This window comes from Streptosporangium sp. G12, assembly GCF_052983175.1.
The window spans coordinates 23,864-37,118 of record NZ_JBRIQO010000016.1 but is presented as its reverse complement, the minus strand read 5'-3'; the positions used below and the strand labels follow the sequence as shown (position 1 = coordinate 37,118).

General features: G+C 71.3%; 11 protein-coding genes and 1 riboswitch. Of the genes, 9 read left to right on the top strand and 2 right to left on the bottom strand.

All coding sequences use genetic code 11. The features are described from left to right. The first annotated feature begins 110 nt into the window (after positions 1-110). The 9 genes from arc (at position 111) to ACVCAG_RS24045 (ending at position 10,936) form a co-directional block, all read left to right on the top strand. Positions 111-1,874 carry a proteasome ATPase gene (gene arc / locus ACVCAG_RS24085; protein WP_440066145.1) on the top strand — a complete coding sequence of 588 codons (1,764 nt, stop codon included), beginning with the start codon at positions 111-113 and terminating at the stop codon, positions 1,872-1,874. Positions 1,875-2,128: 254 nt separating this feature from the next. Further along, positions 2,129-3,286, top strand: a complete 1,158-nt coding sequence (locus tag ACVCAG_RS24080) for an acyltransferase family protein (RefSeq protein WP_440084890.1) — start codon at positions 2,129-2,131, stop codon at positions 3,284-3,286. Positions 3,287-3,373: 87 nt separating this feature from the next. Beyond that, positions 3,374-4,891, top strand: coding sequence for a depupylase/deamidase Dop (gene dop, locus ACVCAG_RS24075; protein ID WP_436759783.1), 1,518 nt, complete (start codon positions 3,374-3,376; stop codon positions 4,889-4,891). A gap of 124 nt (positions 4,892-5,015) precedes the next feature. Continuing rightward, a riboswitch (adenosylcobalamin (AdoCbl) riboswitch) is annotated at positions 5,016-5,149 on the top strand. Between the two features lie 17 nt (positions 5,150-5,166). After that, positions 5,167-5,361 (top strand): CbtB domain-containing protein, encoded by a 195-nt coding sequence (locus ACVCAG_RS24070; RefSeq protein WP_362686101.1) that lies wholly within the window; start codon positions 5,167-5,169, stop codon positions 5,359-5,361. A 7-nt stretch (positions 5,362-5,368) separates the two neighbouring features. Further along, positions 5,369-6,106 (top strand): CbtA family protein, encoded by a 738-nt coding sequence (locus ACVCAG_RS24065; RefSeq protein ID WP_440084889.1) that lies wholly within the window; start codon positions 5,369-5,371, stop codon positions 6,104-6,106. Further along, a complete protein-coding gene (locus tag ACVCAG_RS24060) occupies positions 6,103-6,666 on the top strand; it encodes a histidine phosphatase family protein (RefSeq protein ID WP_440084888.1) in 564 nt (187 codons plus the stop codon). Before ACVCAG_RS24065 ends, ACVCAG_RS24060 begins: the two co-directional genes overlap by 4 nt. Beyond that, on the top strand, positions 6,663-8,903 hold the full coding sequence (locus tag ACVCAG_RS24055; protein WP_447190320.1) for a magnesium chelatase subunit D family protein: 2,241 nt from the start codon (positions 6,663-6,665) through the stop codon (positions 8,901-8,903). The genes ACVCAG_RS24060 and ACVCAG_RS24055 overlap by 4 nt, the downstream gene beginning before the upstream one ends. 114 nt (positions 8,904-9,017) lie before the next feature. After that, on the top strand, positions 9,018-9,620 hold the full coding sequence (gene cobO, locus ACVCAG_RS24050; RefSeq protein WP_440085037.1) for a cob(I)yrinic acid a,c-diamide adenosyltransferase: 603 nt from the start codon (positions 9,018-9,020) through the stop codon (positions 9,618-9,620). Further along, positions 9,614-10,936 (top strand): cobyrinate a,c-diamide synthase, encoded by a 1,323-nt coding sequence (locus ACVCAG_RS24045; protein ID WP_447190319.1) that lies wholly within the window; start codon positions 9,614-9,616, stop codon positions 10,934-10,936. Before cobO ends, ACVCAG_RS24045 begins: the two co-directional genes overlap by 7 nt. Before the next feature lie 342 nt (positions 10,937-11,278). Here ACVCAG_RS24045 and ACVCAG_RS24040 read toward each other — a convergent pair whose 3' ends face one another. Together ACVCAG_RS24040 and ACVCAG_RS24035 are read right to left on the bottom strand one after the other, a co-directional pair. Then, positions 11,279-12,118 (bottom strand): protein kinase domain-containing protein, encoded by an 840-nt coding sequence (locus ACVCAG_RS24040; RefSeq protein ID WP_440084885.1) that lies wholly within the window; start codon positions 12,116-12,118, stop codon positions 11,279-11,281. Between the two features lie 262 nt (positions 12,119-12,380). Beyond that, positions 12,381-13,175 (bottom strand): protein kinase domain-containing protein, encoded by a 795-nt coding sequence (locus tag ACVCAG_RS24035; protein ID WP_440066159.1) that lies wholly within the window; start codon positions 13,173-13,175, stop codon positions 12,381-12,383. Positions 13,176-13,255: the final 80 nt, after the last annotated feature.

Genomic DNA, 13,255 nt, shown 5'->3' with positions numbered 1-13,255 from the left:
TCATCACGCACTTAATGTAGTCATATGAACACTGCTCAGCCAGGTAAGGGACAGCCCTTAGATGGGTAGGGTTTTGAGTAGTCGGTCTCGACTGGGAAGGAGGTGACGCCGTGGCAGCTCGCGACGACGCTGAGGCTCGTGCCGCGCAGCGCGAACGGGAGGTCGCCGACCTCACAACACAGGTCTCCTTCCTGCAGGAGGAGATCACCGCGTTGCGTCGGAAGCTGACGGAGTCTCCCCGGCAGGCCAGGATTCTCGAAGAGCGTCTCCATGACGTGCAGGCGAACCTCGCGGCCGTAACCGGCCAGAACGAGCGTCTGGTGGCCACCCTCAAGGAGGCCAGGGACCAGATCGTCGCCTTGAAGGAGGAGGTAGACCGGCTGGCGCAACCGCCGTCCGGGTTCGGTGTGTTCCTCGAAACCAGGGAAGACGGCACGGTGGAGGTCTTCACCGGCGGCCGCAAACTCAGGGTGAACGTGAGTCCCGCGGTGGACGTCGAGTCGTTGAAGCGTGGCCAGGAGGTCATGCTCAACGAGGCGCTCAACGTGGTCGAGGCCCTCGGCTTCGAGGACCTGGGCGAGATCGTGATGCTCAAGGAGCTCCTCGAGGACGGTCAGCGCGCGCTGGTGATCTCGCACGCGGACGAGGAGCGGGTGGTGAAACTCGCCGAGTCGCTGATGGACCAGCCGATCCGGGCGGGCGACTCCCTGCTGCTCGAACCCCGCTCGGGCTACGTCTACGAGCGCATCCCCAAGTCCGAGGTCGAGGAGCTCGTCCTGGAGGAGGTGCCCGACATCTCCTACGAGGAGATCGGCGGGCTCATGCGGCAGATCGAGCAGATCCGGGACGCCATCGAGCTCCCGTACCTGCACGCCGACCTCTTCCGCGAGCACAAGCTCCGCCCGCCCAAGGGCGTCCTGCTCTACGGGCCGCCCGGCTGCGGCAAGACGCTCATCGCCAAGGCCGTCGCCAACTCCCTGGCCAAGCAGGTCGCGGAGAAGACCGGCCAGTCCGGCAAGAGCTTCTTCCTCAACATCAAGGGTCCCGAGCTTCTCAACAAGTACGTCGGCGAGACCGAGCGGCACATCCGCCTGGTCTTCCAGCGGGCTCGTGAGAAGGCCTCCGAGGGCACCCCGGTGATCGTGTTCTTCGACGAGATGGACTCGATCTTCCGGACCCGAGGCTCGGGCGTCTCCTCCGACGTCGAGAACACCATCGTTCCCCAGCTCCTGTCGGAGATCGACGGCGTCGAGGGCCTGGAGAACGTCATCGTGATCGGCGCCTCCAACCGCGAGGACATGATCGACCCGGCGATCCTGCGGCCCGGCCGCCTGGACGTCAAGATCAAGATCGAGCGGCCGGACGCCGAGGCGGCCAAGGACATCTTCTCCAAGTACCTCATCCCCGAGCTCCCGCTGCACGACGAGGACCTCTCCGAGCACGGCGCCAACCGCCAGGAGACCATCTCCGGCATGATCCAGCGGGTCGTCGAGCGGATGTACACCGAGAGCGAGGAGAACCGCTTCCTCGAGGTGACCTACGCCAACGGCGACAAGGAGGTCCTGTACTTCAAGGACTTCAACTCCGGCGCGATGATCCAGAACATCGTCGACCGCGGCAAGAAGATGGCGATCAAGCAGTTCCTGGAGACCGGGCAGAAGGGCCTGCGGATCCAGCACCTTCTGGCGGCCTGCGTGGACGAGTTCTCCGAGAACGAGGACCTGCCCAACACCACCAACCCCGACGACTGGGCCCGCATCTCCGGCAAGAAGGGCGAGCGGATCGTCTACATCCGCACCCTCGTGACGGGCAAGCAGGGCACCGAGGCCGGGCGCTCCATCGACACGGTGGCCAACACCGGTCAGTACCTGTAACCACGTGTGACCGGCGGCGCGGCCCCCTCCCGGGGGCCGCGCCGCCGGCGTCTTCCCGAAAACCCTCGTCGATGGCGCGGGCGTTCGGCAGTTGATAAACTTTGTCCGGTTTTATCCATTTTCGTCCTTGCGAGTCCGTATCTCCTTTCACACCCGTCCCTGAAGGGAACGGAAATAGACGGCCGTCACGGGGAACCCGAATGATCGAGACGCCGTCCAAGTGGCGTGCGTGAACATTCCGGCCCGGCCGCCCGGTGAACGGCGCGGGCCCCCGCGAGGCGCCTCGGGGAGGCGGCCGCCTCGCCGAGCTCGACCTCCTGCGCTTCCTCGCCGCCATGGCGGTGCTCGCCTTCCACTACTTCATCGCCTTCGCCTCGGTGTGGGGCGACCGCCCGGCCGAGCTGTTCCCGGCGATCTCCACCATCTCCGGGCTCGGCATCCTCGGCGTCGAGCTGTTCTTCATGATCAGCGGCTTCGTGATCCTGATGAGCATCTGGGGGCGGGGCCTGGGGGCGTTCGCCCTCTCCCGGCTGGTGCGGCTCTTTCCCGCCTACTGGGTCAGCGTGGCCGTCACCGCCGCGGTCTACGGGCTGACCGCCGCCACGGCCCTGGACCCCAAGCTCAGCCTCGGCGAGTACGGGATCAACCTCACGATGCTCCAGCGGGCCCTCGGCGTCTACGACGCCAACGGCGTCTACTGGTCGTTGTGGGTGGAGCTCCGCTTCTACGTGCTGATCTCGATCCTGGTGATCGCCGGGGTGACGCTCAACCGCTGCCTGGCCTTCATGGGCGTCTGGCTGCTGGCGGCCGGGTTCTTCGCCGGGAGCGAGGAGGCCTGGGTGGACCTGGTGGTCATGCCCAAGTACGCGGCGTACTTCGTCGGCGGCATGGCGTTCTTCCTGATGACGAAGTTCGGCCCCAGGCTCGTCCTGTGGTGCCTCGCCGGGATCAGCGGCGGCCTGGCGGTGAACGCGGCGATCGACCGGGTGGCCGGGCGGATCGAGAACGTCGGCTACGCCGCGATGCCCGTGCCCGAGTGGGCCGTGGTCGCCACCGTGATCGGCTTCTACGTGCTCATGGCGATGGTGGCGCTCGGCTGGCTGGGGTGGCTGCGCTGGCGCGGCCTGGTCGTCCTGGGCGCGCTCACCTACCCGCTCTACCTGTTCCACACCCCGGCCGCGGTCCTGATCGTCCCCGCCCTGCGGGACGTGCTGCCGCCCCCGCTGACCGCGCTGGTCACCGTGCTGGCCGCGATGGCGTTCTCCTACCTGGTGTACCGGTTGGCCGAGCGCCCGCTTCAGGAGTTCGTCAAGTCCAGGAGGCGGAGAAGGGCCGCATCCCCGTCCCCGTCACAGCTCCCCGCGCTCTCCTCGATCCCCCTCGCAACGGGCGAAAAGGCTTCGGTGCCATAACTGTCCGACCACCGGGCATAGTGAAGGGTCTAGGGTCGGGAATAGATACCACGGAGAGAATCAGTCCCTGACGAACAGAGGGTGCGCATGACGGTACGGCGGGTGATGGGCATCGAGACCGAGTACGGCATCTCCGTGCCCGGACAGCCGGGGGCCAACGCGATGGTGACCTCCTCTCAGGTCGTGAACGCCTATCTGGCGGCCTCGGCCGCGAGGGCTCGGCGCGCGCGATGGGACTTCGAGGAGGAGAACCCGCTGCGGGACGCACGGGGGTTCGACCTCGCGCGGGAGGTGGCCGACCAGAGCCAGCTGACCGACGAGGACCTCGGCCTGGCGAACGTGATCCTCACCAACGGGGCCCGGCTGTACGTCGACCACGCCCACCCCGAATACTCCACGCCCGAGTGCACCAATCCCAGGGCGGCGGTGATCTGGGACAAGGCGGGCGAGCGGGTGATGCACGACGCGGCGGTCCGCGCCTCGGCGATGCCGGCCAACGCCCCGATCCAGCTCTACAAGAACAACACCGACAACAAGGGCGCCTCCTACGGCTGCCATGAGAACTACCTCATGCGCCGGGCCACCTCGTTCGCCGACATCGTCAGGCACCTGACGCCGTTCTTCGTCTCCCGGCAGGTCGTCACCGGCGCGGGCAAGGTCGGCATCGGCCAGGACTCCCGGGGCGAGGGCTTCCAGATCAGCCAGCGGGCCGACTTCTTCGAGGTCGAGGTGGGCCTGGAGACGACGCTCAAGAGGCCGATCATCAACACCCGGGACGAGCCCCACGCCGACCCGGAGAAATACCGCCGCCTGCACGTCATCATCGGCGACGCCAACATGTCGGAGATCTCGACCTACCTGAAGCTGGGGTCGACCGCGCTCGTCCTGGCCATGATCGAGGACAACTACTTCACCCGCGACCTGGCCGTGGACAACCCCGTCCAGGCCCTGCGCGCGGTCTCGCACGACCCCACGCTCAAGTACGAGATCTCCATGCGCGACGGCCGCAAGCTGACCGCGGTGCAGTTGCAGATGGAATACCTGGAGCTCGCCCGCAAGTACGCCGAGGAGCGCAGCGCCAACGGCCTGGACGAGCCCACCAAGGACATCCTGGAGCGCTGGGAGTCGGTCCTCACCCGCCTGGCCGAGGACCCGATGCAGCTGTCCAGGGAGCTCGACTGGGTGGCCAAGCTGGAGCTCCTGGAGGGCTACCGCACCCGTGACGGCCTTCCCTGGTCGCACCCGCGCCTACAGCTCGTCGACCTCCAGTACTCCGACATCCGCCCCGACCGGGGGCTCTACAACCGGCTGGTCGCCCGGGGCCGCATGCAGCGCCTGGTCACCGAGGAAGAGGTCCAGCGGGCCATCGAGGTGCCGCCCAACGACACCCGGGCCTACTTCCGCGGCCGCTGCCTGAGCCAGTACAGCGAGTCGGTGGCCGCGGCCTCCTGGGACTCGGTCATCTTCGACATCCCCGGCCGTGAGTCGCTGCAGCGCGTCCCCACCCTTGAGCCGCTGCGCGGCACCAAGGCCCACGTGGGCGAGCTGTTCGACCGCTGCCGTACCGCCGCGGAGCTGGTGACGGCGCTGACCGGCGAGCAGTGACTCCCGCGAGGGGGGAGGTGGCCAGGCCTGGCCACCTCCCCCCTCGTCATGCCCGGACCCCGTGACGGCCCGAGCCCGTCAAACCGGACACCCGGATTGACGGGGGACGGAGAACCGGGATACGTTCCGGGTGTTTTGTGGCGGTGCGAGGGAAATCCGGTGAAACTCCGGTGCGGTCGCGCCACTGTAACCGGCTCTCAGAAGCCGGAAGCCAGGTCACACTCGGCCGCCACCGACCTACGAAAAGGGACGCGTCAATCCCGGAGGAGGTGGCCGTGAGCCAGATCTCGGCACCGCACACCCAGCCCATCCCATGGCCCTCGCTCACCCGCTGGCTGCTCGCCGTACCGGTGCTGCTGCTCCTCGCCTACCTGGTCACCTTCGACCAGGGAGCGATCTCACAGGCGGGGAACTACCTGCACGAACTCATGCACGACGGGCGTCACCTGCTCGGCGTGCCGTGCCACTGAGCCACAGGTGATCACCAAACTCATCGTCCGGGGCCTCGTCGTCGGACTGCTCGCAGGGCTGCTCGCGGCCGTCTTCGCCTACACCGTCGGCGAACCGCGCATCGACCAGGCCATCGCGCTGGAGGAGGCGGCCGCGGCCGCCTCCCCGGCCGGATCACACGACGACACCGGGGCAGCGGCCCACTCCCACGACGAGGAGGCCCTGGTCAGCAGGGGCGGGCAGCGCTTCGGGCTCTTCCTCGCCCTCGGCCTGTACGGCCTGGCGGTCGGGGGCCTGTTCTCCCTCGTCTACGCGGCCGTACGCGGCCGGGCGGGACCCCGATCGGAGCCGGTGCTCGCGGTCACCCTCGCAGCCGCGGCGTTCATCGCCATCGTCCTCATCCCGTTCATGAAATATCCCGCCAACCCGCCGGCCGTCGGTGACCCGGAGACCATCGGCCGGCGCACCGTGCTCTACCTGGTCGCGGTGGTCATCGGGATCCTCGCGGTCGCCGCCGGCACCGCCGCCCACCGCTACGCCTCGCGGAGCGAACCGTGGGTGCGCTGGCTGTCGGCGGGTGCCACCTTCCTGGTCCCCGTCGTCGCGGCCTGGATCCTCATGCCGAAGATCTCGGAGGTGCCCCGGGGCTTCCCCGCCGACCTCCTGTGGGACTTCCGGGTCGCCTCCATGGGGACCCAGGTGGTCTTCTGGGCCGGCGTCGGCGCGCTGTTCGCCTTCGCCGCCCGCAGGCGCGGCCCGGTGTGACGACCCCCTCGGGGGTCACCCGCCTGCTCCTGGTCTGCCACGCCTCCACCTCGGCGACGGTACGGGCCGCGTTCCCGGGTGACGAACCACTCGACGAACGCGGCCTGCGCCGGGCCGAGGGGATGGCGCGGGACCTCGGCCCGGGTCCCGCGGCCTGCCCCGCCGAACTGCGCTGCGTCCAGACGGCGGCGGCGCTCGGCCTGCGGGCCGAGCACGACCCGCTGCTGGCCGACTGCGACTACGGCCGCTGGAGCGGGATGACGCTCGGCGAGGTCGAGGCCGCGGAACCCGAGGCGCTCGCCTCCTGGCTCGGCGACCCCGGCGCGGCGCCGCACGGCGGGGAGCCGGTCACCGCGCTCCTGGCCAGGGTGTCCGGCTGGCTCGCCGTCCGCGCCCCCGGCAGGGCCGTCGCGGTCACCCACCCGGCGGTCATCCGCGCCGCGGTCGTCCACGCCCTCGGCGCCCCCGCCCAGGCCTTCTGGCGCGTCGACGTCGCGCCGCTGGCCCGCGTGACGCTCACCGGGCGCGGCGGGCGCTGGCGGCTCAGCTACCTCCCATGACGGTCAGAGCGCCCGGCGACCCTTTGATTCGACGAGACGGACAGGAGAACCCGAAGGTGCGTGACTCCCGCTATCCCTTCACCGCGATCGTGGGGCTGGAGGACCTGAAACTCGCGCTGATCCTCAACGCGGTCTCCCCCCGCGTCGGGGGAGTGCTGGTCAGGGGGGAGAAGGGCACCGCCAAGTCCACGGTCGTGCGGGCGCTGGCCGCGCTCCTGCCGCCCGTCGAGGTGGTGACCGGCTGCCGCTTCTCCTGCGACCCCGCCGCCCCCGACCCCGGCTGCCCGGACGGGCCGCACGATGGCCGTACCGAACCGGGCGACCGGCCCACCCCGCCCGCCACCGTTCAGCCCGGCGGAACCCGGTCCGGCACCGTGCGGCCCGGTGGAGCGCGGCCCGCCCGCCTCGTCGAACTGCCCGTCGGCGCCTCCGAGGACCGCCTCGTCGGCTCCCTCGACATCGAGCGAGCCCTCACCGAGGGCGTGAAAACCTTCGAACCCGGCCTCCTGGCGAGCGCCCACCGGGGCGTCCTGTACGTCGACGAGGTCAACCTCCTGCACGACCACCTGGTGGACCTGCTGCTCGACGCCGCCGCCCTCGGCACCTGCTACGTCGAGCGCGAGGGGGTGTCGGTACGGCACGCCGCCCGGTTCCTGCTGGTCGGGACGATGAACCCCGAGGAGGGGGAACTGCGCCCGCAGCTGCTCGACCGCTTCGGGCTGACCGTGGAGGTCCGGGCCTCGCGGGAACCGTCCCAGCGGGTGGACGTGGTCCGGCGCCGCCTGGCCTTCGAGGCCGATCCCGACGCCTTCGCCGCCGCCTGGGCGGGCGAGGAGCGGGCACTGGCCGCGCGCATCGCCGAGGCTCGTGCCAGGGTTCCCCAGGTCGTCCTGTCGGACGCGGCACTGCTCAGGATCGCCACCGTCTGCGCGGGGTTCGAGGTGGACGGGCTCCGGGCCGACCTGGTCACCGCCGGTGCGGCGATCGCGCACGCCGCCTGGCAGGGCCGCACCTCCGTCACCGCCGACGACGTACGGGAGGCGGCCAGGCTCGCGCTCCCGCACCGCCGCCGCCGCGACCCCTTCGACGCGCCGGGCCTGGACGAGTCCAGGCTCCAGGATCTCCTGGACCAGATCCCCGACGACCCCGGCGACCCCGGCGACCCCGAGGGCCCGGACGACTCCGGCGGCCCCGGGGGCACCGATCCGGACGGGCCCGCGCCCGACGGCGGCCCCGAGGCCGGGGACGCCACCCCGGACGAGGTGGGCGACTCGGGTGACCCGGGCGTTCCCGGCGGCCGCGACGACAGGGAGGCCTCCCGGCCCGCGGTCCCGGACGTCCCGGGCGGTCCCGGCCCCGGGACGCGGGAGCCCGCCCCCGCCGCGGATCCCGGTGAACCGCCGGAGACCGCCGGGGGAGCACCGGCCCGCGAGCGGACCTTCGACGCCGAGCCCGGGGGCAGGACCAGGTTGTTCACCGTCCCCGGGGTCGGCTCCGGAGCCCCGGGGCGCCGGTCGCGCGCCAGGACACCCCTGGGCCGTACCACGGGGGCCCGGGTCCCCGAGGGCCACACCGGCTCCCTCCACCTGCGGGCCACCGTCGGCGCCGCCGCCCCGCACCAGGTCGCGCGGGGCAGGAGCGGGCCGGGCCTGCTGCTGCGGCGCGGCGACCTCAGGGAGGCGGTCCGCGAGGGCCGTGAGGGCAACCTGGTGCTGTTCGTGGTGGACGCGAGCGGTTCCATGGCCGCCAGGCAGCGCATGCGGGCGGTCAAGACAGCGGTGCTCGGCCTGCTCCTCGACGCCTACCAGCGCCGCGACAAGGTGGGGCTCGTCACCTTCCGCGGCGCCCGCGCCGACCTGGTCCTGCCGCCGACCTCCTCCGTCGAGGCCGGCGCGGCCCGGCTGCGCGAGCTCCCCACCGGGGGGCGGACCCCGCTGGCCGCCGGTCTGCTGCGGGCCGCCGAGGTGCTGCGGGTCGAGCGTCTGCGCGACCCGTCCAGGCGCCCGCTGGTGGTCCTGGTCACCGACGGGCGGGCCACCTCGGGCACCGTCGAGGAGTCCCACCGCGCGGCGGGACTGCTGGCCGGGGTGGCGGGGGTGGTGGTCGACTGCGAAAGCGGCCACGTGCGCCTCGGCCTCGCCGCCTCGCTGGCGGCGCGGATGGGCGCGGAGACCGTACGCCTCGACGACCTCACCGACCTGGCAGGGATGGTCCGCGAGCGGCGCGGCGCCGCGTGACCGCGAGGAGCCGGCGAGGACGGTGAGGGCACCGCGCCGCGTGAGGGTGAACGGCCGGCGAGGACGCCGCGCCGCATGACAGTGAGCCGCATGACAGTGAAAAGGAGGGCGACGATGCCGCAGGGCAAACCCGTCAGCGTGCCCGAGGACGGCCTGACCACCAGGCAGCGCCGCACCCGGCCGCTGCTGATCGTCCACACGGGACCGGGCAAGGGCAAGTCCACCGCCGCCTTCGGCCTGGCCCTGCGCGCCTGGAACCAGGGCTGGCCGATCGGGGTCTTCCAGTTCGTGAAGTCCGCCAAGTGGCGCATCGGCGAGGAGCGGGCGCTGCGGGTGCTCGGCGACTCCGGTGAGGGCGGGCCGGTCTCCTGGCACAAGATGGGCGAGGGCTGGTCCTGGATCCAGCGCCCCGGCAGCGAGGAGGACCACGCCGCCGACGCCCGCGAGGGCTGGGAGCAGATCAAGCGCGACCTCGCCGCCGAGACGTTCCGGCTGTACGTGCTCGACGAGTTCACGTACCCGATGAAGTGGGGCTGGATCGACGTCGACGAGGTGGTCGACACCCTGCGCGGTCGCCCCGGAGGCCAGCACGTCGTCGTCACCGGCCGTGACGCCGATCCCCGGCTGCTCGACACCGCCGATCTCGTCACCGAGATGGGCAAGATCAAGCACCCCATGGACGCCGGGCAGAAGGGCCAGAAGGGCATCGAATGGTAGCCCGGCTGGTCATCGCGGCTCCCGCCTCCGGAGCGGGCAAGACGACCGTGGCGACCGGTCTGATGGCCGCCCTCGCCCGCCGGGGCATGGCGGTCTCCCCGCACAAGGTCGGGCCCGACTACATCGACCCCAGTTACCACGCCATGGCCACCGGCCGCCCCGGGCGCAACCTCGACCCCTGGCTGGTGGGGGAGGAACTCGTCGCCCCGCTGTTCCTGCACGGCGCGGCCGGGGCGGACATCGCGGTCGTGGAGGGGGTGATGGGCCTGTACGACGGCGCGGGCTCCACCGAGTTCGCCTCCACCGCGCACGTCGCCAGGCTGCTCGGCGCCCCGGTGGTCCTGGTCGTGGACGCAGCCAGGCAGAGCCGCTCCGTGGCGGCGCTGGTGCACGGGTTCGCCTCCTACGACACCCGGATCAGGCTCGGCGGGGTGATCCTCAACCGGATCGGCTCCGAGCGGCACGAGGCCGTCTGCCGCGAGGCGCTCGCCGAGAGCGGTGTCCCGGTGCTCGGCGCGATCCGCCGCAGCGACGCCGTCGCCACCCCCTCCAGGCACCTGGGCCTGGTGCCCGCGGCCGAGCGCCGCACCCAGGCCGTCAGGGCGATGGACGCCGTCGCGGATCTGGTCGCCGCCTCCTGCGACCTGGAGGAACTCCTGCGCCTGGCCCGTACCGCGCCGCCGCTGACCGCCGTCCCGTGGAGCCCGGGGCCGCCCGCCGCTCCCGTGACGAGGATCGCGGTCGCCGGGGGGCAGGCCTTCACCTTCGGCTACACCGAGCAGGCGGAGCTGCTGGCGGCGGCGGGCGCCGAGATCGTCCCCTTCGACCCGCTCGTCGACGAGACCCTCCCCGAGGGGGCTCGCGGGATCGTCATCGGAGGCGGCTTCCCCGAGGTCTACGCGGCCGAGCTGTCGGCCAACGAGCCGCTGCGCGAGCGGGTCGCCGCGTTCGACGGGCCGATCTCGGCCGAGTGCGCGGGCCTGCTGTATCTCGCCAGGAGGCTGGACGGCAGGCCGATGTGCGGGGTCCTCGACGTCGAGGCCAGGATGACCGGCACCCTCACCCTCGGCTACCGGGACGCGGTGGCCGTCCGCGACTCGCCGCTCACCAGGGACGGGGAGCGCTACCGAGGTCACGAGTTCCACCGCACCGCGGTCGAGCCCGCCCCCGACCGGCCGCTGTTCCGCTGGCGTGGCGGCGCCGACGGGTTCACCGACGGCCGGATCACCGCCTCCTACCTGCACCTGCACTGGGCCGGCAGTCCCCGGCTGGCCTCCAGGTTCGTCGAGGCCAGCCGCCGCGTCCCGGTCGTCTGAGCTCTCCCGGCCCCGACCGCCAGAACCGGCCCGGCCCGAGCCGGTCCGAAGTAGCCGGAAACGGCCCGAGGCTGGTTCGGGCTAATTTGTGATGATTGGCGAGGATTTGGGATGTGTTGAAAGCCGGGGATGTCGGCGCCTGGCCTTTTCGCGGTTTTTCGAACTCCGTTCTGATCAATTCTGCCCGGCCGGAAAACGCGTCCGGCCTGGCCGTCGCGGGACATCCCGCTCGTGCGGGAGGCGGGCCCACGTGGCGGGAGAAAGGAGGAAGACGGCCGTTCCCGTCCCGAATGCCCGTCTAAAGGCCGCGCGCGGTCCCGCCAGGTCTTAGAGGGCCAGGTCTTAGGGGAAGGCGTCCGGCGGCAGCCGGGCCGCGGGCAGCCGTGGCGGGGCCAGGGCCACCCCCTCCGTATGGAGGATCGCCGACAGCATGCGACCCGCCTGCCCCATGCTGATGCGGGCCGCCGGGTCGCGCCGGAGCAGCCCCTCCAGGACGGGCCACAGCACCCCCGCCCGCGCCACCGGCCCCTGGTGCCCGGCGCCCCCCGGTTCGCGCGGCGCCGGCGTACGGGACAGGGGACGCGGCGGCCGGCCCTCCACCGCGAAGTACAGGCTCGCCCCGAACGACCACAGATCGCCCGCAGGGGTCGGTGGCCCGCCCCGCAGCCGCTCCGGCGCGACGAAGGTGGGAACGTGGACGAGCGGCACGGTCGTGGAAGTGTCCGGGTCGCCGTGCAGCGCCGCGATGCCGAAGTCGGCCAGCACCACCCGATCACCGGTCAGCAGGATGTTGCGCGGGTTGATGTCCCGGTGCAGGACGCCCGCCCCGTGCGCGTGGCGCAGCCCGCCCAGCAGCTGGAAGCCGATCCACGCCACCCAGTGGATCGGCAGGTGGCCCAGGTGCCGTACGGTCTCCTTGAGCGTGAGGGCCTCCAGCAGCTCCATGACGATCCAGAGCCGCCCGTCCTCCTCGATCAGGTCGTGCACGGAGATCACCGCCGGGTGGTTCAGCCTCCCGGCCGAGCGCGCCTCGCGCAGCGCCCGTCGTCGCGCCTCGCGCATGTCCGCCCCGTCCTCGCCGAACCGGGGCTGGATCTCCTTGATCGCCACGTTCCGCCCGAGCAGGGAATCGTGGGCCCGCCACACCGTGCCCAGGCCGTCCTGCCCGATCGGCGAGGCCAAGTGATAACGATCACCTAGTAAGCGTGCCTTTCCTGCATCTGTTCCCATGAATCACCTGCTGCACATAGAAGCCGGGGCCCTCAGCTGATTCATATTTTCACCTGGAACAGTGCACTATGTGATTACCTACGGTGATTCTCGGTAACGATTCAGACGCATGGGTATGACGGACTTTTGTTCCATGTCCGTAAATCCTGATCGGGGGATCAGAAAAATGGCCCGGAGGTCGGCGAAGGCGTTTCGGAAACGCTCGTGAACGTTCTCAGGCCGCGCTGAAGCAGCGCACGTCCTCCAGCATCTTCGACGTCCGCTCGGCACTCAGCCGCGCCCGCGGATCCTTGCGCAGCAACCCCCGCAGCACCGGCTCCAGGGCGCCCGCCCGCTTCGGCGCGCGTGGCGGCTCGCGCAGCGCCTCCACCAGCGCCGCCATCGAGTTCACCGTACGGAACGGGGTCCTGCCCTCCACCGCCATGTACAGCGTCGCGCCGAACGACCACATGTCCGCCTCGCGGGTGCCGCCCCTGCCCTGCAGCGCCTCCGGCGCGATGAACGCCGGAGTGCCCCGCGTCGAGGTCGTCGCCGCGCCCTCCGGCGCGGCGAAGCCGAAGTCGGCCAGCACCACCCGGTCGCCGGTCAACATGATGTTGGCGGGCTTGATGTCGCGGTGGATCACCCCGCCGTCGTGCGCGTGCCGCAACGCCTCCAGCAGGCGGCATCCCATCGCCGCCACCAGGTCCACCGGGAGCGGGCCCGCCTGCACGAGCGTGTCGTGCAGCGTCAGCGCCTCCAGGAACTCCATGACGATCCAGAGGCGCTCGGCCTCCTCGGTGAGGTTGTGCACCGTCACGATGCCCCGGTGGCTCAGCCGCGCCGCCATGCGCGCCTCCCTGACCACCCGCCGCCGCTGCTCGGCCGCGGCGGCCCCCGGTGGCAGGAGTATCTCCTTGAGGGCCACCTCTCGCTCCAGAAGCAGGTCGTAAGCGCGCCAGACGACGCCGGTCGCCCCCTGGCCGACGCGTGAGACGAGCTTGTACCTGCGCGCGATGATGGTGCTCACCACCCAATGATCGCAGTTTCCAGCCCCGAAGGCCTACCTGGAACGTTCCTTATCTCTCCAGGAGTGTCGGACCTGCCCGG